Raw genomic sequence first — 21,698 nt, 5'->3', positions numbered from 1 at the left:
CAAGCGTTTCGCGACCTGCTTCTGCAGAGAGGCGTTAAACCCCGTCATCCTGCACCAGGCGAAAGTAGGCGGCTTGCAGCCGCTGGTAATCCGTCAGCTTGAGCCCCTCCAGATCCTTGGTGTTGGATTCAGACAAGTTGGCCAGGAGGATCGTGTCGCGCTGATCGTCGTCGCCGCTGGAGGCAGAAGTAGCAGCGCGAACGTCGCGTACGGTTGGGGCGCGCAGGGACAGTCGGTCGAGCTTTACCTCTTTCATCTCATAGGGCCTGGAGAGCGTGACAATGGCGCGCTCCAGATCTACGACCAGCCACGCGGGCATTACGCCCTTGTCTTCCGGGATTCCCGTGTCCTGCAACAGCCACTCATAAGCGGTTTGCAGGCGCGCATAGTCCGGCAGGTCCAGCCCATCGATATCTTTGGTGCCGGCATCCGACAGCGAAGCGAATAAAGTCACTTCGCGCAGTACCTCGTCATCACCGCCAACCGCATCAGAGGCCCGCACTTCACGCAACAACGGCGCACGCAGTGCCAGTTGCTGGACCTGCACGCTGTTGATTTCATAAGGTCGCCTCAGAGCGACCGTAGCGCCATCGGTTCCAAGGGTGAGCCAGGAAGGAAGCTTTTTCAGTTTTCTCATGATAGACATTTCCCTTACATACCCAAGTCGCGACGGACACTGGCAAGTTGATCAACTCCGTTGATGACCCGGACGCAGTTGACCGGGTCGATCTCATACATCAGGCGTCCGGCTACTTCGAGCTTGTAGTAGCTGCAGGCAACTGAGTACTTGAACTCGGCAGCCTCACCCGCTTTCCAGTCGCCCGGATCAATCTCCTTGAGCATGCCGCGGATAGTGGCGACCACTGCAGTGGTCGCCCCCCGCTGGCCTTTGAACGAACCACGAAACACCGCGTTGAAAGCGGTCTGGTCTGCCAGTCCAAAAAACTTCATGGCCTCTGGGCGTACCCCTTTGCCGGCAAAACTCGGCTCAAGCTTTTCCATTCCCTGGTCCATCTCAATCGGGGCATCCATACCCCCAGCTCGATGCTCCTCGGTTTTCAGAGCCAGCTTGGGTAGCGTCAAGCTGGTGATGTCCCCGGAGAAGCTGACGCCATCGATATGCGCGTTCATGTTGTAGAGCGTTTGCGGAACCATCTGCGGCTCTCCTTATGCGTTGGTGTCGAGAACTTCGGTTAGCCACTCGTTGGTGACCTCGACCCGGAAGTTGGGGTTTTCTGCCGGCGGCACGTCGGTGAACCGGATGTTCCAATACACCTTGCCCTGCTCCAGCTGACTGGCCGTGTTCAGCTCCGGGTCGGCGAACACCTCGAAGTTGATCACCGCACCCTGATTTTTCAGGTCACGCATGAACGCCTGGAGGCCGTTGGTTACGTCGCTGACATAGGTCTTGGTGACCGAGCGGTCGACCGCCCACTTGTGCCCGTAGAGGATCGCGTCCATGACAATGTCCATGGTCCGAACGCGGGTGACGAACGCCCACTTCGGATCGCTGGAACAGGTGCGGTTCCCCCACAGGCGGAAGCCGTCATCACGGATGATGGTGGTGATCTGCGCGTTGTTGAGCAGATTCGCCCGGCAGGTTTCGTCCCCGTCCAGGAACTCGATTGGCCGACCGGTGCCGGTGATGCCTACGAACTCTTTGTTCGACGGCGAGGCCCAGAAGCCGTACTCCGAATCGGTCCAGGCGAAAAGGCCGGCGACCCAGGCAGAACCAGGTGCGTCGATGGTGGCATCGAGGGTGGTGTCCCAGTACTGCACGCCCGGATCGACAAAGAACACCCGCTTGCTGCCAAAGTTCTCGCGATACTCCAGGGCTGCTTCATCGGTTGTGTTCGGGCCATCAATGATTGCCATAGCACGCAACTTATCGCTCAGGGCTACCAGCGCCGTTGCAGCAGGCAACGTGGCGGTGTGCTTCGGCGCAGCCAGCAAGCGAGGCTGTGCATTGAAACGGCTCTTGCCATCCAGCAACGCCTGCATGCCGGTACGTGTGCCGTTTGCCAGAACACCGCCAATGATGGCCGAAGTTTGCGCGGCCGCATCCGTCAGCTTCTCCACGCCGCAGGCGACAATCACGGCCTTGGAGCGAACATAGATAGCCTTGACGGATTTGGTGATCGCCGCGTCTTCCCCCCACGCAGCGATGGCTTCGCTTTCACGGGTGATCAGCATTAGTTGGTTAGGCAAGGCCTTGGCCTTGGGGCCAGGGGTGAAGGTGTCACAGAGACCGATGATCGACGACGACGGTACCGCGATAGGCCGCGTACCGGTGTCGACGTTGGTCACGGTGACACCGTGAAAAAATCCAATTCCACTCATAGTTGAACTCCAGAAACGAGAAAGCCCCGCATAAGCGAGGCAGTGGGGAATATTCGTTGATACGGCTAACTGCAAAGAAAACGCCTCGTCATTGCGGGGCGTATTGGATCAACTCATTCAGGCTGCCGGATCTTGTTAAAGATCAGGAGTATCGGGCCACGCTGGAGACTGCAACTTAAGGTCGACAGTCTTGAGAGCACGGCAGTAGGCCTGCCATGCTTTGGCTTTGGCAGTTTCTTCTTCCGTCGCATCACCCAGCTGTAAGGACATAAGAAGGGGCGTCATTGCCTGGGAAGCCAATTTAAGTAGCCCCACCTGACGATCCGTATTTATGGCAACCTTTTCCTCTGATGAGGGAGGGGGAAATGGATATTTCTTGATTTCCCCTTTCGCGCTGCGTGTCCAAACCCCATCATTATCCTGCATAGTTTTAAGCCAAAGTTCCTCGCTTACGGATGAGATATTTTTCGGTATTGGCTTTTCTACATCAGCGTTCATTGGAAGTCTGCTTAGCAGCGTTCCGTCATCGTTAAAAACGATATAAAACCTGGTCATTTTAATACCCCAACGCCCATACGTAAGATGGCCCGACAGCTGCAGTCACAATTCCTATTGCAAGTCCGACGCTTGAGGTTGTGGGCTGACTATAAATCTCCACCGGACCTTGGCTAGTGCCAATCATTGTACCGATCACCCCAACCACTTCATTTGGAAACCGAATTGGAAAATTCCAAACATAACTTGTTTGCGTGCTTAGCTGCGGGGTTTTCGTCCATTGCAGAATAAGACCACCGAGGTAGTCGGGAAACTTTATATACCCGGTCGGGCCTTTGACGATCTGGAATCCCAAGATGCTATATGCTTTGGATGCAAGGTACACAACCGAACCATTTAAGTGCCGCATATACGGATCGACAATGTTATCGCCGCCACCTGCAAACCCTGTGGTAGTGCATCGATCACCGTCAACCTTGTCAGCCGGCCTAAAGTTACCGTCATGCCAAACGTTTCGCCATACTCCTAGTCCTGGCGTTGGCCCCGAACAGCGGAAAGTTAACTTTCCTACAATATCGTTTATTGATACGCATATATCTGCCGAAAAATCCGGATTTGCAAAAACATAATGCGTGCCGACCATATTTGGCGCATACGACGGTGAGTCGGTGGTGGCGCCAGTTACAGCAGATATTAACGTTGACTTGGTAAGTGAAGATATTGCACCAGTTACCACATTAGCTACGCTACCAAGTTTGGCCGACGGGTCAAAATTACCAGTATGGTAAAGTTCTCTACCAAACGCATACGCAGACTTAGTTTTCAGATTCAAATCAAGCGGAATTAAAGTATCTCCTCCATCGACCGTACCGAAAAGCCGAAAAGAGTTATTTACAACATCCATGTAGACTTTCGTCGTGGGAGTCGCAAACCCGAACTCCGGTGAATCATTTGTACCATTTGAAAGAATCAACGAACCCGATAGAGTTGCGCCAGTCTTTGCTACCACTCCCGCAATCGCATCAGCGAGCGCGGTTTTCGTTACGCCATCAGTAATCCCGCTTTCCGCAAGCGTTGCGGGGTTCGTGCCGGCAATAGCTCGACCGTTCCTATCTACGGTCAAACTGCGATACGTCCCAGCTACGACTCCCGTGCGGCCTGCTACCACTTCAAAAGTCAAAGCGGTAGTGCCCAGGTTAATTGGCGCATCCGTTACCAACTGCCAAACACTGTCGCCGTGGACTGTACCCTTCTCAACACTGACAAACAGCCCGGGGGTCACTTCAACGCTGGCGTCTGCATCCTGCGCGCGCTTCCAGGCACCGCCAGCGGGCACGACGTAGATACCGTTGTCCTTAGACTGGATTTGGTCCTTCACCAGAACGCGAGCATCTGCTGCCAACGGCACGCCGTCGACGGTCTGAATTCCACTCAGAACGATGTTTGCCGTGGTAGCCACCAGTACCGACTGTTTGAAGTCCTGCTTGTTGATCGCGTCAGTGATTGCCAGATCAACGTACTCACGAGTCGCCAGCACTATCGCCGGATCGATCTTAAGCACGACGTTATTGATGCTGGAGACAATGAAGTTCATCCGCACAATCTGAGTGCGGCCGGACCCTTGATCCAGCGCCGGTTTGAAGCTAGGCGCACAGTTGGAAACCGCGACCAGATCTCCATCCGAATCGTACAAGCCGATCTCACGGATCCACCAACCACCGATGTCTGCGGGGATCACTTGCTCGGCGATAATCACCGCCGCGTTAACCGGGTCAACGCGCAGTTGATTCAGCGGCGCCCGGCGTTTCTCGTTGATCAGCTTGGTCTGGGTCGCGCTGGGCATCGGATCGGTGCCGTTGGCATCCCCTACCCCCAGCTCGGTGAGATTCCACGGAATGCCCAAGGCATTGGCATTAGCCAGTTTCGCGGCCCCCACGTTGGTGAGGATCGCCATAAATTGCGAGTTGCGATCAATCATGGGTAAACGTCCAGAGTGTCTATGCTGTGTTCACGCCCGACTACGCCGATGTAGCCAGTGACGTCGATGTCACGCTGCACGGGCGGGTAGACGTCGATTACGTCGCCTTCGTAGAGGGCGACACCGATGTTTATGGCGCCTTGGGTTTCCAGGCTGATCGCCAGGCCGGTCAAGGGGCGACTGACGGGCTTGGCGTCATCGATCAGACGCTCCAGCTCCAGGTACATCTCTTCTGTGATACCGGTCTCCAGAACACCCACCTTCAAAGCGAAGGTGCCGGGAATGCCTTTCGGTGTGGTCTGCCACCACTCGACAACCTCAATCAGATAGCCAAGCGGCTCGACCACTCGCCGCAAGGCGCCGATGGTGCCTTTGTGGGCATGCACGTAAAACGCGGAGCGGATGGCCGAGCGCTTGATGGCTTCTGACCACTTGTTGTCCCAGCGGTCGACCGACCAAGTCCAGGCTAGCCAAGGCAGCAGATGTGCCGGGCAAGTGCCTGGGTTGTATAAGGTGCGTAGCGGGATCTCGGTTTTCTCAGCCAGGGCGGCCTCAATGGCTCGCTCCAACTGAGTGCTGTTTAGCGGTAGCAGGCTGGTCATTTCGCTGCTCCGAGAACCACGTCAAAACCAGTGCAGTACGCCGCCTGGTACTTTGTAGGCTTCAGGTCGATCCAGTTTTTTAACTCGACCCGGCCGACGCCACTGACGTGCAGCTGAGCGTCAACACCAGACCTGGCGACTTCCAAGGCAAGACGTTTACGCGGGTTGATCCAGGCAGCGAGACGTTTGATAGCCTCGGCCAAGATGGCGTCGTTTTCTGGACCCGCGCCGATCATGTGCAGCACGGCGTCAATCCTGTATTCCAGGATCTCGGCGCTCTGCGTCGTGAGACGGTCGCCCACCGGGCGGATGTCGTCGTCGCTGAGTTTGGCGTGTACCTGGTCAAGCAGCGCTTGATCTGCCTTGCCTTTGCCGACCAAGCTCAATACCGTCACCACTACTTCAGCCGGTGCAGGGCTTTCTGCCGTGGCATCGGCCACCAGCGCCGAGGCGTTGCGCGCGTGGAAGATGTAGCTGTTGCGCGGGCCAGCAGTGGTCAGCCCTTCGTAGACCAGCTGGATGCGTTCACGCAGAGCATCGTCTGATTCCCTGACCTCTTCGACTGGCGGCACTGACTGCAGGTTGGCCGCTTGGATAATCAGGCGCTTGAGTTTTACGTTGGCTGCAAGGTGATCGAGGTCTTCCTTTTCGGCGTAAGCCAACAACAGTGCCTTGGCAGCATCGTTAACCCGCGCCCGGTTTTGCATCTTGCCGTACGCCCCCAGTTCCACCAGTTTGACCACCGGATCGCTCTCCAGTGGAGCCGACCAGTTGTCTCCCATGTACGCGCGAAAGGCTGAAAGCCCCTCTTCGTACAGCGCTTCGTAGTCCAGGGACTCCAGCACCTGCGGCGCCGGCAACGCCGATAAATCCACAGTACTCATGCCGACACCTCCAGCAGTAAGCTTTCGCCCTGGTAGCTACCCGTTAACTTGAAGTCGATACGGCCACCAACAATGGCGACAACCTGCACCTGCTCCAGTTTTAGCCGTGGCTCCCAGCGTTGAAGCGAGCGCGCAACCTCAGCCTGTACGGCGCTTTTCCAACCCGCGTTAACGGGCAAGTCGACAAAGCGACGGATCAAGCTGCCGTACTCTGGCCGCATACGCCGACTGCCCACGGGCGTTGCGAGAATGTCCCCAATGGACTGCTGGAGATGGTCGAGACCGGACAGCGGTTTGCCGGTATGGCGCTCCATTCCGATCATCGGGTTTACTCCTTCAACAGTTCCAGATCAGGGTGGGCCTCGAGGAACGCGAGCTGCTCATCAGTGATGGCCGTCACGCGCCCCTTAATCACCGGCATCGTGCTGTCATCGGGAAGGACCAATGTGCGCGAGGTGTAGCGCGTGTCGCGGAAGGTGCGGCTGGTACCGATCGGCAGTTCGGCCTCAATGGCGTCCTGACTATCAGGCTTGTTTCTACTCATGAACGGATGCTCCTAAAACGAAGAAACCCGCACAGGGCGGGTCGGAATCAGTGTTTGTGGTTCGGCGTGTTCCCGCCGACATCAATGACCTTGCCGGCGCTATTGATGTCGCCCGTAGTAGTCAGTGGGCCGTTGATCTGCGTTACGCCGTCGATGGTGACCGCGCCTACCAGGTTGATCTCGCTCGACACTAATCGCGCGCTGCTCGGCGTCATCTCCAGCACCGAGTCGCCGACCTTCACCGTGACGGTGCCCGCCGGCAGATCAATGGTGTAGCTGTTGGCCTCCCAGTCGTAAATCAGCGAGCCACCATCGTCGAAACGCCAGACCTCCACGTGGTCGCGGTTGTCCGGTTGCGAACCGGCATTGCCGTACAGGCCGGGGATGAAGGTTCCCATGCCCGCTTCCCCGCTGGGACTGATCAACACGCCCTGCTCTTTCAGGCTCGGCACCCTCCAGTGGCGCGCCTTGCCTGCGGCCTGGCTATGCCAGCGTACCCAGGCGCTTGTCCAATCCCCCGCCTGCACGCGCACCATGGCGGTCGATAGATCCACCGCCACCACCACGCAGGGCATCACCAGAGAGGCGAGCATCCGGTCATGCTGAGCGACCGCGTAGTTCATTTCAGATCCTCCGGCCTGATCTGTCCGACACCTGGCCCCAGGTCAATGATCAGTGAACCCGGTGGTTCATCCGGCCAAGGCCATTCCTCGGCGCCAAGGTAGACTGTCTGATCCCACTCCACCAGCCAGACGAAGTAGCCATCCAGCTCAGGCTTGGTCCAGTCTTGGGTGCACCTGACAAACTCAGCGCATTCAACCTCCAAGCCCCAACTCTGCGCCCGCAAAAGCACAGCCAGTTGCGAGGCCAATTGCACGGCCTGACGTTGTGGATCCGTGCTGATCGAGTCGACGATGATTCGCGCCTCGAACTTGCAAGTCAGCGAGGTTTCACCCGTACCGAGATCCGTAGCCGGTTCCATTTCCGACATTTCCAGCAGCACCACCGGAGTAGGAATACTGGTGGCTGCCGACAAGGCCGGCCAGAAAGATGCACCCTGAATCCCCGGCAACTGCTCCTGCAGGTGCCGCTCGATAGCGTCATACAAACGGTCGAGGCTGAATGGTTGATCAGACACGGGCGGTCCCCTTGAGGTACTTCTGCAGTTCAAAGTTGAGTTCTTGCTTGAGGATCTCCAGCAAGCGTTCATCGGCGCGCTTCACCCAGCTCTCGAAGTGCGGTCGCACCTGGTCCAACGAAACCTTGGCTTTCGCCAACGGGAAGCGGTTATCGCTTTCCGCAACGAAGCCGGAGCTGCGCCGCCCCTGCGTGCTGCCGGGATAGTCCGTGACGTTGAAATGCTTGCTCGACGTGCGGATCCAGATGTCGGGGCTGTTGCCATACACCTGCTTGAAGAACGCGCCCTGGTAACGCCGCCCCGCCACCGACACGCCGGCACGGGATTGCCGAGGCCGACCGATTCGGCTGGCCTCGATGGCGTTGATCCCAAACCACAACTTGCCCCGCATCGCCCCGCCGCTGACCGGGTAAGCCCTGAGGCGTTGCCGGACGGCGCCGATGGCAATGCGTTCCTGCTTGCCGACGGCGCGGGCGATGTGAGTACGCAGCCAGCCCAGCGTCTTGTTGATCGCACGACGCTGGGCCGCTGCAGCAGCCTTGGGCACCAGTTGGCCAAACTCGCGCAAGGCCTGGGAATGCACCGCCGACGGCAGGATGTTGATCATCCCGCTGTCGCGGTTTTGCTGCACATGACTACCAACGCTCATGGGCGCTTCCTCAAAATCAGGGCCACCAAACCATCGCCACCGGGCTCCAGCTGCAGCAGGTCGTAGTCGCCCCCGCCATCCAAGGCAGGCAGGTCGATAGTGACCCGCAAGCCCTTGCTCAGGCCGTCCGAGTCCTTCACGCGGATCTCGAAGCGAGGCTCGCGTAATCCGGTGTGGACCTTCCCGAACTGCGGCGCTTTCCAGGGTGCCGCGAACATACCCAGCACCGGTTCGGCGCGGCCTTCGATCTGGGCGGTGTCGCCCAGGGTTTCGAACACTACGTCGTCGATGTCGTCGATCAGATCGCGGAAGGCCACGATCAGAGTTCCAGCAGAATCTGCGCCCGAGGTCGTGTGCACAGGTGCAGCGGGTTGGACTGGGCTTCACCGGCCACGCCCTTGCCGAACTGCATTGGCTCGATCTTGCTGTAGTACGGGATGCCCTGGGTGTTGACCGTTTCCATGTAGTCGGCCGGCGCGAAGGACGAGATATACAGATCCGGCACGCCCTCGGGGATCAGCAGGGCCTTGTCGTCGTGGACGAACGCAACACCGGCCACCTTGCCGCGATAACGCTCCCAGACGATCCCACCGAACTCGAAGCTTTCACGGGCATCGCCACGCAGGGACGCGGCCTGCATGGTGTTGAGGTAAGTCTCCTTGACCGACTTATGCACGATGAGCTTGTTCCAGAAGTTCTTGCCACACATCGCGCGGGAGCCACTGCTGGTGACGCTGCCGAGGGCTTCCTCCTGCATGTCCAACGCTTCGCCGCATTTGACCCGCAGCTCGGTGTCTGGACTGTTCAAGCCCATCTGAAGCTTCTGACGATTCACGCCGAAGGATTTATAAATGTCCAACAGGACCGTCTTGCCATCGGCGTCCAGTACCTGGCCGTTCAACGCGCCCATGCGCTGGAACTCGTGGGTGGCATCCAACTGGCGGCGCGCTTTCGCGAGGCGCTTGTTGACCACGTCCTGCACGGCCTGCAACTCACTGCGGGTACCGAAGGCGCGAATGCCCTGGATCTCGTCGGCCTTTATAGTGAAGCGTTCGGGCAGGTGCACGGTGTTGAACGGGATCAGCGTACGCTTGGTGCCACCGACCACAAGACCTGAGGTACCGCGTTCACCAGAAGGCACCAGGGCCAGAGTGTCGCCGTCCTTCTCGATCTGCACAGTCAGGGTGCTGATGCCCTCTTCGCGGAACAGGCCGAGGCTGCTAATGCGGCCCGGCAGGTATTCCTGGTCATTAATTGCAGCGGTCAACGAGGAAACGCTGAACGCGTCATCTTCAAAAATGGCGATATCGGCCATGGGGTTACTCTCCAAAAACGAAAAATCCCGCACTCTGCGGGATGGATAAACGGGGCGAGCGTCTTAGCGAACGATCACGAAACGGGTGGCCAGGGCCTTTTCAGCGGCGGGGTCGAGGCCGGTCAAGTGCGCTTCGCTGACCTCGGCCATACGCACGATGGCGCGACCACGACGAACAACATCTGACTCGCCCAGCGGCCCGTAGAGGATCGCGACGGCGTTTTCAGTGCCGTCCTCAGCGGTCGGCTGATACGGCGCAAACTCGCTGGTGAGGGTAACCAGACCAAGGATCTGGCCCGGCTCCAGGGCCGCACCAGCGGCGACGTTGATCGCTTCGCGGGAGATGTTGCCCGCACCCTCGGACAGCAGGAACTCGCCTGCGTGCATCGATTCAGTTTTCATGCTCTTGCTCCTTTCGAGTTACCGTTTTGTGCCGCCTGACGGCTGGACCAGATTGAATGGGTGTCGACCTGCTTGGCCTTGATCGTGGGGGCTGAATCATCGTCCAGCGGCAGGCTGTTGTTGATTTCAAAGCCGCCGCCACTGCCGACCAGCTTGTCGAAGAGACGAGCACGAACTGCAGCTTCATCCAGGCCCGCCGTGATAAATTCGCCGGCCAGTTCTGGCAACCGTGCCGCGACACAGAGACCGTGCAACGCTTTTGCATTGGTCAGTGCCGCTTGGATCACCGCTTCGCTTTCGAGCTTAGTTGCGGCGAGCAGCGGTTCCACCAGGTTGCTGATCCCTGCTTCAGCACAGCCCTGTGTGACCATCAGCGCCAACTTGGACGCGTCCAATACGGGAGCTGGATCTGGTTCCGGTGGTTCGACCTCCGGCTCTTCGTCCAGTTGGGCGAGCAGCTCAGGCGGGGCATGCTGGAAACGCTGCAACACGCTGCCCTGGCCGAGACAGGCGCTGACCTTCAAACCGTCGCCCACTTCATCGGCCAGGCCCAGTGCCACCGCTTCGTTGGCCGTGAGCCAGGTTTCAGCATTGACCATGCGCCGCAGCTCGGCTTCGTCAATGTCCGGCGACTTGGCTTTGTAGGCCGCGATAATCGCTTCCAGGGTCTGATCCAGCACGTCAGCGACGCGGCGGAAGTCTTCGGCATCACCACCGGTAAAGGTGTAAGGGTTATGAATCATCAACATGGCGTTGGCCGCGATCACTACCCGGTGAGCGCCACACACCGCGACACTGGCCGCGCTGGCCGCCAGGGCGTCAATGCGACCCGTGCAGCGCGCGCCCAATCGCGACAACGCGTTGTGAATCGCCAGACCGTCGAACAGATCACCGCCGATGCTATTGAACGCGACAATCACGGGGGACGAGCCGTCATCCATGGCGCGCAGATCCTGCACGAATTGATTAGCGGTGACGCCCCAGGCGCCGATCTCGCCGTACACGAAGATTTCGATGCTGCGTTGCTCGGCCTCGCCGCTGGCCTGGAGGGTGTACCAGCTTTTGTCGGCGACCTTGACCTGCTTGCCCGCCTTGTCATAGACGCGGGGTTTGGCTTTCTTGCTCATGCTTGTTCCTTGTCATCGTTCAGCTCGATGGCTTCAAGAGTTGTGTAGTTGAGGCCGAGGTCGGTGGCTCGGACCAGATCGGCCGCGTTTTCAGCGTCGATGGTTTCGGCGTCGTAGCCGTTGCGCAGACACATCTCACTGCGTGAACCAAAGCCCGCCTGCACTTCCATCCGCCGCGCCTGTACGTCCTGCACCGGCTGGATGTAGGCCCATCCCTGCGGCACCCAACGCGTGCGTAGATATTCGCGTCGACGTTGCGCGTAGTCCGGCAGCACCAGGGCACCGGACAACACCGCCATGTCCATCCAGGCAGCCCGCACCGGGCGACACAACTGGTGCACATACACGCCGAACTGCAGTTGCTCCAGACGCCGCCGAAACTCGTTGAGCACCACCCGAAGCGCCCGGTCGTTGACCTCGCGCATGTCGCCGGTAAGGATCTCGTAAGGCGTACCCGAACCCGCCGCAGCAGCCATCAGTTGCTGCCGCATGAAGTCCGGGTAGTTGTTGCCGGCGTCCGGTGGTTTGGAGAACTCCACCTCTTCACCTGGCCCCAGCTCCTGCATGGTGCCGGGCTCCAAGGCGACCATCGGCGTGAAGCCGTCGCGGTCAACGTTCAATGGCATGCCCGTAACGGGATCGCGAGGCTGCTGCGTTGCCTCCGGTGCCGGGCGCTTGATGAAGCCCGCGAACAGGTTCGCTACTTCCTGTCTGAACAGCACCGCGTCATCGTAGTTGTCCAGGCTGCGCAAGCGCTTCAATACCGGCGCCAAGCGCGGCACGCCACGCAGTTGACCAGGTTCCATCGGTTCGAAGATGTGCAGCACCTGTGTTGCCGGTACGCGCACCAACTGGTTGTAGCCAGCGTTCAACGACGACGAGTCGCGTGGGTGCGACAGGTACATGTAATACGCCACACGCTTGCCCGCCGGGTTGAACTCGATTCCGGCGCGGATGACGTTGCCGTTTTTGGCCATCTCGAACTTATCGTGCGGGACAAATTCAGGGGCCAGCGCCTGCAGCTGCAGCGGCACTGCCAAACCCTCGCTCGGGCTGCGGGGTCGCAATCGCACAAAGCATTCACCGGCCGTTTCAACGGTGCGCGCCACCAGAGCCTGCATGCCGTAGAAGTCGGTCAGCTCATCAGCATCCGCCTCATCCACCCAGTCATCCCACAGCTGCTGCTTGAGCTTGCGCAGCTCGGCGTCGTCCGTGGTCGGCCTGGGCGTGATGCCGGTGCCGATCAGGTTGCTGACGCGTTTGTCGATGACGTTGAACGCGTACGGATCATTGCGCACCGCCGCCCGCGAACGCGCACGCAGGTTGCGCAGGGCCGGGGTGTTGATGCTGTTGATGCCGTTGTCCGTAGCCTCCCAACTGGCCGAACGTCGGCCCTCACCGGCGCCTTCGTAACTGGCCTTGATGTTCGACGGCAGCAAGAATCCGTTACGGGTCAGCGTCGGATAATTTCGGGCCATTAGATTCCCTTGCCTCCGTGGGTAAGCCGGATCACGCGCGAGCGCGGCCCGGCGGCTTGGCTCAGCGACGTGCGGATCTCGTCGCGGGCCTTGAGCAGTTCGTCGATAGAGCGGTACTCCACCGTGCGGTCGCTGTAGCGCACGGTCTTTTCACCGCGTGCAATGGCGCGCTCGATGGCTTCGAGGTGCTTCGGGGTAAACGACATATCAGCGTCTCTTCAGGTAACCGCTGGTGGAGCTGCGGCGTTGTGGGGGTGCAGCGGGTCGCGGTTGGGCGACAGATGCAGCAGGTGGCGGTGCGGGTAGCGACTGACGCGCCGCAACTGGTGCCGGTGCCGGTGTTTCGTCAGCGTTGACGCGCTCGCCCTGCACGGGCTTGACGCCCAACACATCGTCGAACAAACCGGACTGAGCCAGCGCCTGTCGCACCCGCTCCCAGTCGTGTTCCTGGTACCGGTTGATGCCGAGGTAATGCGCCATCGCCAGGCAATACACCATCAGGTCGAGCGCCTCGTTGCGCTCAGCCTTACCCTTGACCCACTCGATACGCTTGTAGCCTTTGACGTATCGGGCGACCTTGCGCTCGGCCACGCACTGGGCGAAGAACTCGTCCGGCAGATCGTTGGCAAAGTGCAACGAACCGGGGCCGTCCTCGAAGGCGTAGCGGTTGTAGATCCAGTCCTTCGCGGTGTCGGTACCGACAAACCACAGCTCGGCGCCGCCACGTTCGGTCTGACCCTTCCATGTCACATCGACCATGGACGGTCGTTGAGCAATCACCGGTTTGCCGGGCTTGCTCGCGCCCTTAATGGCGAAGATGTTGCGCCAGCGCCGCACACGGCAGAACTGGTACACCTCGTCGGTGTGGTGACCGCCGGAGTCGATGCCCGTCGCAAGGATCGCCAACGCGACACCGCACGGATGCCGATATCGAACCTTGAGTTTTTCGTCCAACACCGCCCAGGTGCGTTCATCGGCAGGGTCGCCCCAGATCACCTGGTGGTCGACCACCCAGCGTTCCATGCCGACACCGAAGCCCATAACCATCAGTTCCAGGCGGTTGGCCTGGACGTCGACGGCACCGGTCAGCATCAGCACGCCCACCGGCATGCTGCCGAGGGTGTAGGTCTCCAGCCGCGCCCGAGCGACCAGCACTTCGGCCTTGGTCTGCTCTTGCGCGCTGTCCCAGACCTTGGCGAGGCGGGTGTTGTAGAACACCTGCATCAGACCCATGTCGCCCTTGGCCTGGGCCTTCTTGGCGTCTTCGAACTCCTCGGCAAGCGAGGGCCAGTCCTTCCAGCCAATCGGCGAGTACAGCGCGTTGAGGTGGAAGCCCACCGTCTTGCCATCGCCGCCGCCATGGGCACGCCACTCGCCACGGGCGAGCATGTCGGTCTTGTGATGCTCCTCGATCAGCACGTCACATTCAGGCGCGGCGCACTGGTAGTGAACCGTGCTGTAGTCCTTGCTGTAGAGCAACCGCTCCCACTCCAGCACCTGCATATGCCCGCAGGTGGGACATGGCACGTAGTAGTAACGCTGGTCGCTGGACTCGAACAGATCCGAGATCCGCGAGGCGCCCTTGATCGTCGGCGAGCTGGAGAAGTAGATCTTCGCGTTGCGCCCGAAGTTGGTCGCCCGCGTTTCAGCCAGGACGATGGGGTCACCTTCCTGGCCGACATCGTTTTCCCAACGGTCGACCTCATCGCCATAGATGTAGCGTGCCGACAGCTCCGACAAGTTGGCCGCCGAGCCCGCCGTGGTGACGTACAAGGCGCCGCCCTCGAACTCCTTGGTGTCCATGGTGTTGCGGGCATCCCGAGAGCGGCTGGCCGCTACACGCTTCGCCAGTTCCGGGGTTGCCTTGATCGTCTTGCTGATCCGCCCGGAGACACGCTTGGACAGACCTAGGCTGGGCAGTAGCGCCAGAATGTTGGACGGCGCCATATGGATCAGGCCGCCCATCCAGTTCAAGGCGATCTGCGTTTTCATCAGTTGCGAAGCCACCATGGTGACCACTCGCCGGCACGGGTGGGCCGGTGAGAGGCAACGCATCGGCTCGCGGGCATACGGCGTCCGGTCGGTGCGGTACTGGCCCGGTTCAGGGGCGCCGGTATCACGCGGGATGCGCATGTATTCGTCGGCCCACTCGTCGATCCAGAGGTCTGGATCAGGTCGCAGCCCACGGAAATACGCCTCACGGTACGCACGGTCACCGTCAGGAAATTCCGTGGTCATAGGTCAGCTCGTCGTCATCGCTCGTTCAAGGTCGGAGGAGGACATGCGCTCAGCCTCTTCCAGTGATTTACGGAGTGTCGCCGTCAGGTGTTTTTCGATGTCCCAAGGGTCGGTCATGACCGCAAGCTTGTGGGACAGCTGGGGCAGCAGACCGAACAACTGGTCACGCAGATGGCGCCCGGCGTTGTATGCCCCAAGCTCCACCGCGTCCCTGGCAACCAGCGAGCCCTGCGCCTTGTGCAGCTCGATCTCGGCCAGTTGCGCCAGGTTGTGTTCGCGCATGGCGCGAGCCTTTTGGAAGTCGTGGCCCTTGGCGCCGACAGCAATAGGCTGCTGCGGCGCAGCCGTGTTAGTCGGCTCGACCAGGGGCGACAGTTGACTGTAAACGTCGCGCTGAATCCGGTCCTGTTGGTGTCGAGCCGCAACAGCGGCCTTGCTGGGGTCGGCAGTTTCGAGAATCAGTGCTTCGGTTGCCAGCACGTCGACCTTCTTGCCATCGGGCGACAGCACCAGGCGGTTGTTGTCTTTCAGCCAGGTGATGTAGCTCGGTGTCCTGCCGATGCGAGCCGCAAAAGCGCTCTTAGACATATGAAGAAGCGGCGTCATAAACGAGGTTCCTAAGTGGACGGGAGAGGGACTGAAAATACGTCCCCCACCTGACCAGATAAGGAACTACTTTGCGAAGTGGGCTTCCATGTGCGTGAGCAATGTTGACGTGCTCAACTGATTGATGGGCAGCACTGTGTACGTGATGTCATCATCAGCACCCTGCTTGTTACCCAAAGCAATGGTGAGCTCGTCAGGTTTATCATCCATAACCAACACCATGAGCCGATTCTTTGTAATCGAACAGTCGATTACGACTGCGACGCTACCAGCGATCTTCATCGGCCCGTAGGACACTGACGCAGTGTCATAGAGCTTCATGTAAACGCTAACAGCCTCAGCGGCATTACTATTCATCCGTTCGCCAATTGGCATGTGCTCACCACGTATCATTGAAAGGCACATGGAACCACACTATCGATGGTCGCAGATAGCCATCACGAGAACCAATCTGCGCATTTTTCAAAGCGAGCATTTCAATTTCAATGGATTGAATTTCAGTAAGCTGGCAACCCACCCGCTAACGCTTTCCCGCGGGTTTCATGCCCCGTGCCCCTCGAATGCCGCCAGGGTCCCCGGCGATCTTACGGCGCACCATTTCAGTGCAAAAGATCTGCAGGCCACGTATTCCGTGTCCTGTAGCACATCACCCCTGGGCGCCGCCCGAAGGTGGCACATCGCACACGCCCAGCCGCTTGGCGGCCCAGCGTTCGTACAGCCCGATGGCGACATCAGCACCAGCCATCGCTGTGAGGCATCCAATGCTGCCAGCCGCTAGCACCGACATGCCCGAAGCGTGCAGCAACATCATGGTTGAAAGCCCGCAGACCACGCAGGCCCCTGATCGTAGGAGCAAGCGGCGAACCAATGACCAGCCGCTTACCCCTGCTTTGTCTGCCCGCCATGCCTCGCCCGAAATTCCGCCGACCAGGGACAACACGATCACCATCCAGATTGGCATATCAATAAGCGCTTGCTGCTCGTTCGTCATCACTACTCCCATATCGGTTCACACTTAAACCTAGGTTTAAGCTCTCCGAGCTAATGTTTGAACCATAGTTAACCTTTCAGGGAAAACCTTGTTATGGCTCCCTGACGCCCTTAATCTCAGGCGTTCAAACCCAATCGAAACGTGGTGTCACATGGAAAAAATGTCGTTCGCCATAGCCATCCTTTCTGCCGTTTTCGCTTACTACTCGATTAGCGGCCAACGTCTGATCGAACTGAAGATATTTGCAGTCTGGTGCTCACTGGCAATTCTGGTTGTCAGCCATGCGCACAGCCTTTACCTGCTATTCAGCAGCAATGAGCCAATCACTTTGATTCGGATCCTGACGCTCAACATTGCAGCGATGGGGGTGCTCGTCTTACTGGCAACAGGTGTATTTCTAAAATTTCACCTGCGTGAATCGCTGGAGAGACAGAAACCTGAAAAATAAAAAACCCGGCGCAATGGCCGGGTTCAGTGTGGTGGTGTGTCCCGCTGCTCGCGGTCGCACCTATCGAAGATGGGTACTTTTTACAGGTGGATTTTACTGGCAGCAAGCTGGTTTTAATGCCATGGCGCAATACGGGTGCGATACGGGTATGACGCAGGTGCAACGCAGGTACAACGCATTCAATCGGCTATCGCTTCTGGTGAGCTGTCTTACCTGTCCCACTATTCAGAATCGAAGCAGGACAGCTACAGGCGCCTAAATTCGGGGCTCTGCCCTACTGTCCTACCTTTACTTCTTTTTTCTTGTGTATAGAGAGAGCTAAAAGCACGCGTGCGCGCCATGGGCGCGACTACGTGCCCGCTATGCTCATGTGTGCGGGGGCGGGTAAAGGTTGGACAGTAGGACAGCCCAGCAACTGCGCGGCCTGCGCCTGTCCAACTTCGCTATAGGGCAGTCGGACAAGGCCGGACAGTCGGACAGAGGCACACAGAGTGACGGCAGGAGTCATGCCGCTTTCCCCATCAGCATTCCTTGGATAAACACGTGGGCGTCATGCAGCCGCAGGTAGTAGGTCCGAGAGCTGCACGCACAGTGCTTTAGCTTCTGAGAAAGGAAACTTTCCTGATTGCAGTAATGCTCCCACACCACCAGGGCAAGCCGAGGCGGCAGGTGCTTTTGGACGATCAGCTCGATATCCGCTGATTCATCCAACAACACGCGGCTGCCGCGAGTGCCACGGATCAGCTCACCCTTGCACTCCATCAGCATGGCGATCATGTTGCCGCCGCTCGGCCCGCCAGTGTTTTCCGGCACAGGCGAATGCAGATCCTGCGCCCATAGCTTGAGCATCTCGTCGATTCGCTTAATCATCGAAGCAAGGCTCCTCTATCACTGACTGCTGCAGCGCAGACGCACGGCCCCATCCCGCAGGTTTCTCATAGGCCCATGGCCGCACACCGCTTTTCAGCAGTGCGGGCATGCGCTTCTTGCGCCAACCCAGCCGGTGCATGATCGCCCCGACCCGCATCTGCTCAGGCTTGCCCCAATGGCCGAAGTCCAGCTTGAGTGCCTGGGTCAGTATCTCGTTGCCCGTGGCGGTCTCGCCGATCTGCGACTCCTCCAACCAGGCCAGAATCGGCCCTTCCCACTCATCGACAACGAAGCGTTCGTCCTGGGCCTCGGCGAACATCCAGGATTCGTCCTTGGTCACCCACCAGATATCGCCCGCCTCAAAGCAGAACAGCGCCTCAGCCCATAGCTGATCGCGAATCTCGCGCAGTTGCTCCAGATCGACCTTGTTACAGAACACCGGCCAGTACCGGCGGTTGCCCGTGGCGTCCTTGAGGTATTCCTCTTGGTTGGTCGTACCCACGAACACACACTGGCGTGGCACGTCGTTCGTTCTGCGGCCGTAGCTCTCGCGGTAGGTGTCGGTGGACGCGGAGAAGAACTGCTTAGCCTTGGTGCTTTCTGCCTTGTTGAAGCTGTCCAGCTCCCCCAGTTCGACAATCCACTTGCCGCGAATCGCCTGGAAACTATCCTTGTCGCCGAGGGCAAAGGGCGTGTCCATAAACCACTCGCCTCCGAGAATCCCCATGGCCGTGGACTTACCGGCGCCCTGCCCGCCTTCGAGGATCATCACCGAGTCAGCCTTGCAGCCTGGACGCATTACCCGCGCAACCGCAGAGATCAGCCAACGCTTGCCGACCTTGGCCGAGTACTCCGTGGCGTTGACGCCCAATACGTCAGTCAACCAAGTATCCAGGCGCGGTACGCGGTCCCACTCCAATTCCTCCAGGTACTCGCGCACCGGGTGAAAGGAATGGTCGTGAGCAACCACGCTGACCGCCTCGATCACATGGGACGCTTTGACCCGCAAGTTGTACTGCTGCGCGAGCCACTTCATCACGCGCATGTCATCTATGTCGGCCCAGTCACCGGCACCGCCGCCAAAGGGCGCGGACCGTAGCTTGACGATCTTGGAGCTAAACACGCTGTAGCCGATGACACCGGCCCAGCGTTCGTCATTGCCCAGGATCAGCTCGACGTTTTGCATATGCGCGATCAAGGAGCCGTTTTCGGTGCGGGCGAGTTGATCCTTCCAACCACCCGCTGCAGGAGGTTTCACCACCGCTAACACCTGGCGGCGGACAGCCTCCAATCCTTCGGCGACGTGCAGGTCGTTGAAGTCGGTCCACTTGATCTCGCGTTCGCCAGAAAATACTGGGGCAACCACCTGACCGCCAACGACTAACGCGGCGTTACAGGCTTTCTCTTCACCTGGGTTCCACGGGTCACCATTGGGGCGTTTGGTCTTCCAGTCATCGTCACGACAGATGATCAGCGGGCAACCGGGGAAACGCTCGCGCATCGCCTTGGAGACCGGCAGCAGGTTGCCCGCGTCGAAGGCGATGGCGACAGTAAGCGAAGTCGCCATATGCAGGCTTGCGCCCGTGGCGTAACCCTCACACACCAGCACCGGTTCACCCGGTTCTGGGTGCGGGCCGATCAGATGGAAAGCACCGTCTTTCGACATACCGTAGGGCCAGTAAGCTTTGTCGCGCCCGGTGTCCTCTTGAACAGTCGGGAAGATCACCTGCAGACCGACAATCTGGTCACGTACGTTACACATCGGCACTAAAAATGCGCCGGTACGTGGCGCATAGCGAACCTTGAAGCCAACAATCTGCTTTCGATCCAAGTAGGCGCTCTTGCCCTTCTCGGGCATGCGCTTGAACAAACCGGCAGCACGGTTGGCCGCTCGACGTGATGCGTTGGCCGCAATCTCAACAGCTTTGCGCTTGGCCTCTTCCTGCCGAGCCCGCATGACTTCGCGCTCTTCGTGGCTCATGCGTCCAGCCTTGACCTTGATCTTTTGGGTATCGCCTGAGCGCCAGTCACCGAAGCTGCCGAAGATCAACGTTTCGTTCTTCTGGGTGCGGTGTTCGTGGACGACGTACCAGCCGTTCTTTTCCTTGCCTTTGTCTTGGGAGGTTTTGCAGCGGGTGAGCTTGCCGAACACCAATGGCTGGGCAGGCTCAAGGCCGTAATCTGCAAACTGATTGATTACTTCATCGAGCATAACGCGAAGCCCTTAGATCATCAGCGGCCTTGCATCCCACGCACAGTGTGCAACCAGGTTGTGCCAACCGACGCGCCTCCGGTATAGGCTCATCACACCCCTCACAGAACATCAGGGAATGCAGAACGGCGTTCGACATAAGGGCTAAACGTGCGGCGACAGCCTGATCAATCCGCTCTTGTACCAGGTCATTTGCAAAGTCAGCGATATCAGCCACGGTCCGCCCCCCGAGTTGTCTGGTTGACGTATTTGGCGCGGTTAAACATCCCCAGCAGCCCCTGAATACCGCGAAACACCTGCAGGCGAATCTCGGCCAGTTCCTGATCACTCACGACCCCGTCGCCAATGCTCTTAGCCCAGGTATCGGCCAGATCTGCCACCTGCCGGAAGTACGAGGCAATACCGGTGGTAAGCGTCTCAGGCATGTCACTGGTATAGGTCTCGGCCAGCTCCTGCCAGGTTGTGTCGCCAACCAAGGCATGCACTGCATCCAGAATGCGGCGATCCTTGGTCAGCTCGAGAATCTCGCCGAACTCTTGAATATTGATGGTGTGAGAGGGATGGGTGGGAGACAACTTGTGCTGCAGCGTAGTGGCGTTTCTACCGGTGGTGGCGGCAATTGCTGCGGCACCGCCGGGATAGTCCCGTGCGGCGTGGTACAGAGCTAATTCGAGCGTTAGGACTTCCCTTTGCGCTCTATCAATACAGCTTAAAACTACTCGGCTCATGGCATTAATCCTACGAAGTTGCCAGTGCCCCGCGACATGCAGTGGTGATACATTTGCCGCGTGGCTTGAAAGGGCCCAAACGCCGGCTAGATCTAGGGATCGAAACCGGCACCGTGCCGAGGCGAACAATCCTTTGTTCACCTCTGGCGCAACAGCTGCCTAATCTGTGGTGGAAAAGGCGGCAACCCAAGACATCCGTGTCTTGGTAGCGCGATAAAGGGAGGTGGTTTGCATGTGGTGTGCCCTCCAACCTTCGTCGCGACCCGACAGCACTGTGGTGGTGTGTGCCGGGAGGAACTGGGCGACCCTTGGGTCGCCTTTTTTCTATGCAGCAGTCTTGTCTACCCCCCTTTCGATTACGCCAAAATGCTCCAAAACCTCACACAGAGAGACTTTACCTTCGCTCTCACGCGCCAAGGATTTGATTAGAGAAACGCTAGGATCCTTGCTTGCGTATTTGATGTGTAAACGTAAGTAGCTCTCAGCTATAGAACATCGAGACGCATAATCAGTCAGCTTCGCATCGGATAGATCGTCAATGTAGTCACGTAGCTTCATAGGTGTACCTCCTAACGCAAAATTAACCTATAGGGTTATTTTTTACAATACCTACAGGGACATTCACCTTATAGGTTAACGCAGCCAGAATCCTT

General features: G+C 58.8%; 27 protein-coding genes. 1 reads left to right on the top strand and 26 read right to left on the bottom strand.

What is annotated here, in order from left to right:
• Positions 1 to 34 precede the first annotated feature (34 nt).
• The 22 genes from ACA065_RS06335 to ACA065_RS06230 form a co-directional block, all read right to left on the bottom strand.
• Positions 35 to 637 carry a phage tail assembly protein gene (locus ACA065_RS06335; RefSeq protein WP_497693774.1) on the bottom strand — a complete coding sequence of 201 codons (603 nt, stop codon included), beginning with the start codon at positions 635 to 637 and terminating at the stop codon, positions 35 to 37.
• A 14-nt stretch (positions 638 to 651) separates the two neighbouring features.
• Entirely contained in the window at positions 652 to 1,155 is a 504-nt protein-coding gene (locus tag ACA065_RS06330) for a phage major tail tube protein (protein WP_497693773.1), read from the bottom strand.
• Between the two features lie 12 nt (positions 1,156 to 1,167).
• Entirely contained in the window at positions 1,168 to 2,340 is a 1,173-nt protein-coding gene (locus ACA065_RS06325) for a phage tail sheath subtilisin-like domain-containing protein (RefSeq protein ID WP_497693772.1), read from the bottom strand.
• Between the two features lie 135 nt (positions 2,341 to 2,475).
• On the bottom strand, positions 2,476 to 2,838 hold the full coding sequence (locus ACA065_RS06320) for a tail fiber assembly protein (protein WP_497693771.1): 363 nt from the start codon (positions 2,836 to 2,838) through the stop codon (positions 2,476 to 2,478).
• A 58-nt stretch (positions 2,839 to 2,896) separates the two neighbouring features.
• A complete protein-coding gene (locus tag ACA065_RS06315) occupies positions 2,897 to 4,813 on the bottom strand; it encodes a phage tail protein (protein ID WP_497693770.1) in 1,917 nt (638 codons plus the stop codon).
• On the bottom strand, positions 4,810 to 5,415 hold the full coding sequence (locus ACA065_RS06310) for a phage tail protein I (protein WP_497693769.1): 606 nt from the start codon (positions 5,413 to 5,415) through the stop codon (positions 4,810 to 4,812). The genes ACA065_RS06315 and ACA065_RS06310 overlap by 4 nt, the downstream gene beginning before the upstream one ends.
• Positions 5,412 to 6,299, bottom strand: a complete 888-nt coding sequence (locus ACA065_RS06305; RefSeq protein ID WP_497693768.1) for a baseplate assembly protein — start codon at positions 6,297 to 6,299, stop codon at positions 5,412 to 5,414. The genes ACA065_RS06310 and ACA065_RS06305 overlap by 4 nt, the downstream gene beginning before the upstream one ends.
• Complete coding sequence (locus tag ACA065_RS06300) at positions 6,296 to 6,622, bottom strand: GPW/gp25 family protein (protein WP_497693767.1); 327 nt, start codon at positions 6,620 to 6,622, stop codon at positions 6,296 to 6,298. Before ACA065_RS06300 ends, ACA065_RS06305 begins: the two co-directional genes overlap by 4 nt.
• A 5-nt stretch (positions 6,623 to 6,627) precedes the next feature.
• Positions 6,628 to 6,843, bottom strand: coding sequence for a hypothetical protein (locus tag ACA065_RS06295; protein ID WP_497693766.1), 216 nt, complete (start codon positions 6,841 to 6,843; stop codon positions 6,628 to 6,630).
• Positions 6,844 to 6,890: 47 nt separating this feature from the next.
• Positions 6,891 to 7,466 carry a phage baseplate assembly protein V gene (locus ACA065_RS06290; RefSeq protein WP_497693765.1) on the bottom strand — a complete coding sequence of 192 codons (576 nt, stop codon included), beginning with the start codon at positions 7,464 to 7,466 and terminating at the stop codon, positions 6,891 to 6,893.
• Positions 7,463 to 7,981: a hypothetical protein gene (locus ACA065_RS06285; protein ID WP_497693764.1), complete on the bottom strand. Its 519-nt coding sequence runs from the start codon at positions 7,979 to 7,981 to the stop codon at positions 7,463 to 7,465. The genes ACA065_RS06290 and ACA065_RS06285 overlap by 4 nt, the downstream gene beginning before the upstream one ends.
• The gene (locus ACA065_RS06280; RefSeq protein ID WP_497693763.1) at positions 7,974 to 8,630 is read right to left on the bottom strand and encodes a hypothetical protein; all 657 of its coding nucleotides are present in this window, start codon (positions 8,628 to 8,630) and stop codon (positions 7,974 to 7,976) included. Before ACA065_RS06280 ends, ACA065_RS06285 begins: the two co-directional genes overlap by 8 nt.
• Positions 8,627 to 8,947 (bottom strand): head-tail joining protein, encoded by a 321-nt coding sequence (locus ACA065_RS06275; RefSeq protein WP_497693762.1) that lies wholly within the window; start codon positions 8,945 to 8,947, stop codon positions 8,627 to 8,629. The genes ACA065_RS06280 and ACA065_RS06275 overlap by 4 nt, the downstream gene beginning before the upstream one ends.
• A 2-nt stretch (positions 8,948 to 8,949) precedes the next feature.
• Entirely contained in the window at positions 8,950 to 9,945 is a 996-nt protein-coding gene (locus ACA065_RS06270; RefSeq protein ID WP_497693761.1) for a major capsid protein, read from the bottom strand.
• 63 nt (positions 9,946 to 10,008) lie between these two features.
• A complete protein-coding gene (locus ACA065_RS06265) occupies positions 10,009 to 10,347 on the bottom strand; it encodes a head decoration protein (RefSeq protein ID WP_497693760.1) in 339 nt (112 codons plus the stop codon).
• Positions 10,344 to 11,474: a head maturation protease, ClpP-related gene (locus ACA065_RS06260; protein ID WP_497693759.1), complete on the bottom strand. Its 1,131-nt coding sequence runs from the start codon at positions 11,472 to 11,474 to the stop codon at positions 10,344 to 10,346. The genes ACA065_RS06265 and ACA065_RS06260 overlap by 4 nt, the downstream gene beginning before the upstream one ends.
• Positions 11,471 to 12,952: a phage portal protein gene (locus ACA065_RS06255; protein WP_497693758.1), complete on the bottom strand. Its 1,482-nt coding sequence runs from the start codon at positions 12,950 to 12,952 to the stop codon at positions 11,471 to 11,473. Before ACA065_RS06255 ends, ACA065_RS06260 begins: the two co-directional genes overlap by 4 nt.
• Positions 12,952 to 13,158, bottom strand: coding sequence for a phage head-tail joining protein (locus ACA065_RS06250; protein WP_032889620.1), 207 nt, complete (start codon positions 13,156 to 13,158; stop codon positions 12,952 to 12,954). The genes ACA065_RS06255 and ACA065_RS06250 overlap by 1 nt, the downstream gene beginning before the upstream one ends.
• A 1-nt stretch (position 13,159) precedes the next feature.
• Entirely contained in the window at positions 13,160 to 15,190 is a 2,031-nt protein-coding gene (locus ACA065_RS06245; RefSeq protein WP_497693757.1) for a phage terminase large subunit family protein, read from the bottom strand.
• 3 nt (positions 15,191 to 15,193) lie between these two features.
• On the bottom strand, positions 15,194 to 15,796 hold the full coding sequence (locus ACA065_RS06240; RefSeq protein ID WP_497693756.1) for a terminase small subunit: 603 nt from the start codon (positions 15,794 to 15,796) through the stop codon (positions 15,194 to 15,196).
• A 66-nt stretch (positions 15,797 to 15,862) separates the two neighbouring features.
• Positions 15,863 to 16,171, bottom strand: coding sequence for a hypothetical protein (locus ACA065_RS06235; protein WP_497693755.1), 309 nt, complete (start codon positions 16,169 to 16,171; stop codon positions 15,863 to 15,865).
• A 271-nt stretch (positions 16,172 to 16,442) separates the two neighbouring features.
• Complete coding sequence (locus ACA065_RS06230) at positions 16,443 to 16,787, bottom strand: phage holin family protein (protein WP_497693754.1); 345 nt, start codon at positions 16,785 to 16,787, stop codon at positions 16,443 to 16,445.
• Positions 16,788 to 16,938: 151 nt separating this feature from the next.
• Here ACA065_RS06230 and ACA065_RS06225 point away from each other — a divergent pair, with 151 nt between their 5' ends.
• Positions 16,939 to 17,235, top strand: coding sequence for a hypothetical protein (locus tag ACA065_RS06225; RefSeq protein WP_497693753.1), 297 nt, complete (start codon positions 16,939 to 16,941; stop codon positions 17,233 to 17,235).
• Positions 17,236 to 17,739: 504 nt separating this feature from the next.
• Here the strand turns inward: ACA065_RS06225 and ACA065_RS06220 are convergent.
• Genes ACA065_RS06220 through ACA065_RS06205 form a run of 4 tightly spaced genes read right to left on the bottom strand, consistent with a single transcriptional unit; the run spans position 17,740 to position 21,045 of the window.
• Positions 17,740 to 18,105, bottom strand: coding sequence for a PA0613 family protein (locus ACA065_RS06220; protein ID WP_497693752.1), 366 nt, complete (start codon positions 18,103 to 18,105; stop codon positions 17,740 to 17,742).
• On the bottom strand, positions 18,098 to 20,317 hold the full coding sequence (locus tag ACA065_RS06215; protein WP_497693751.1) for a VapE domain-containing protein: 2,220 nt from the start codon (positions 20,315 to 20,317) through the stop codon (positions 18,098 to 18,100). Before ACA065_RS06215 ends, ACA065_RS06220 begins: the two co-directional genes overlap by 8 nt.
• On the bottom strand, positions 20,307 to 20,534 hold the full coding sequence (locus ACA065_RS06210) for a TraR/DksA C4-type zinc finger protein (protein ID WP_497693750.1): 228 nt from the start codon (positions 20,532 to 20,534) through the stop codon (positions 20,307 to 20,309). Before ACA065_RS06210 ends, ACA065_RS06215 begins: the two co-directional genes overlap by 11 nt.
• Entirely contained in the window at positions 20,527 to 21,045 is a 519-nt protein-coding gene (locus ACA065_RS06205) for a phage regulatory CII family protein (protein WP_497693749.1), read from the bottom strand. Before ACA065_RS06205 ends, ACA065_RS06210 begins: the two co-directional genes overlap by 8 nt.
• Positions 21,046 to 21,698 lie beyond the last annotated feature (653 nt).

The sequence above is a fragment of the Pseudomonas sp. LBUM1640 genome, from assembly GCF_059716225.1.
This window is presented reverse-complemented; position numbering and strand designations above follow the sequence as displayed.

Coding starts and splice junctions, on each gene's coding strand:
- ACA065_RS06230 (WP_497693754.1), bottom strand. CDS start 16,787: ATGACGAACGAGCAGCAAGCGCTTATTGATATGCCAATCTGGATGGTG.
- ACA065_RS06225 (WP_497693753.1), top strand. CDS start 16,939: ATGGAAAAAATGTCGTTCGCCATAGCCATCCTTTCTGCCGTTTTCGCT.
- ACA065_RS06245 (WP_497693757.1), bottom strand. CDS start 15,190: ATGACCACGGAATTTCCTGACGGTGACCGTGCGTACCGTGAGGCGTAT.
- ACA065_RS06265 (WP_497693760.1), bottom strand. CDS start 10,347: ATGAAAACTGAATCGATGCACGCAGGCGAGTTCCTGCTGTCCGAGGGT.
- ACA065_RS06320 (WP_497693771.1), bottom strand. CDS start 2,838: ATGAACGCTGATGTAGAAAAGCCAATACCGAAAAATATCTCATCCGTA.
- ACA065_RS06295 (WP_497693766.1), bottom strand. CDS start 6,843: ATGAGTAGAAACAAGCCTGATAGTCAGGACGCCATTGAGGCCGAACTG.
- ACA065_RS06220 (WP_497693752.1), bottom strand. CDS start 18,105: ATGATTAAGCGAATCGACGAGATGCTCAAGCTATGGGCGCAGGATCTG.
- ACA065_RS06250 (WP_032889620.1), bottom strand. CDS start 13,158: ATGTCGTTTACCCCGAAGCACCTCGAAGCCATCGAGCGCGCCATTGCA.
- ACA065_RS06300 (WP_497693767.1), bottom strand. CDS start 6,622: ATGATCGGAATGGAGCGCCATACCGGCAAACCGCTGTCCGGTCTCGAC.
- ACA065_RS06330 (WP_497693773.1), bottom strand. CDS start 1,155: ATGGTTCCGCAAACGCTCTACAACATGAACGCGCATATCGATGGCGTC.
- ACA065_RS06255 (WP_497693758.1), bottom strand. CDS start 12,952: ATGGCCCGAAATTATCCGACGCTGACCCGTAACGGATTCTTGCTGCCG.
- ACA065_RS06305 (WP_497693768.1), bottom strand. CDS start 6,299: ATGAGTACTGTGGATTTATCGGCGTTGCCGGCGCCGCAGGTGCTGGAG.
- ACA065_RS06205 (WP_497693749.1), bottom strand. CDS start 21,045: ATGAGCCGAGTAGTTTTAAGCTGTATTGATAGAGCGCAAAGGGAAGTC.
- ACA065_RS06315 (WP_497693770.1), bottom strand. CDS start 4,813: ATGATTGATCGCAACTCGCAATTTATGGCGATCCTCACCAACGTGGGG.
- ACA065_RS06260 (WP_497693759.1), bottom strand. CDS start 11,474: ATGAGCAAGAAAGCCAAACCCCGCGTCTATGACAAGGCGGGCAAGCAG.
- ACA065_RS06325 (WP_497693772.1), bottom strand. CDS start 2,340: ATGAGTGGAATTGGATTTTTTCACGGTGTCACCGTGACCAACGTCGAC.
- ACA065_RS06235 (WP_497693755.1), bottom strand. CDS start 16,171: ATGCCAATTGGCGAACGGATGAATAGTAATGCCGCTGAGGCTGTTAGC.
- ACA065_RS06280 (WP_497693763.1), bottom strand. CDS start 8,630: ATGAGCGTTGGTAGTCATGTGCAGCAAAACCGCGACAGCGGGATGATC.
- ACA065_RS06310 (WP_497693769.1), bottom strand. CDS start 5,415: ATGACCAGCCTGCTACCGCTAAACAGCACTCAGTTGGAGCGAGCCATT.
- ACA065_RS06270 (WP_497693761.1), bottom strand. CDS start 9,945: ATGGCCGATATCGCCATTTTTGAAGATGACGCGTTCAGCGTTTCCTCG.
- ACA065_RS06335 (WP_497693774.1), bottom strand. CDS start 637: ATGAGAAAACTGAAAAAGCTTCCTTCCTGGCTCACCCTTGGAACCGAT.
- ACA065_RS06215 (WP_497693751.1), bottom strand. CDS start 20,317: ATGCTCGATGAAGTAATCAATCAGTTTGCAGATTACGGCCTTGAGCCT.
- ACA065_RS06240 (WP_497693756.1), bottom strand. CDS start 15,796: ATGACGCCGCTTCTTCATATGTCTAAGAGCGCTTTTGCGGCTCGCATC.
- ACA065_RS06290 (WP_497693765.1), bottom strand. CDS start 7,466: ATGAACTACGCGGTCGCTCAGCATGACCGGATGCTCGCCTCTCTGGTG.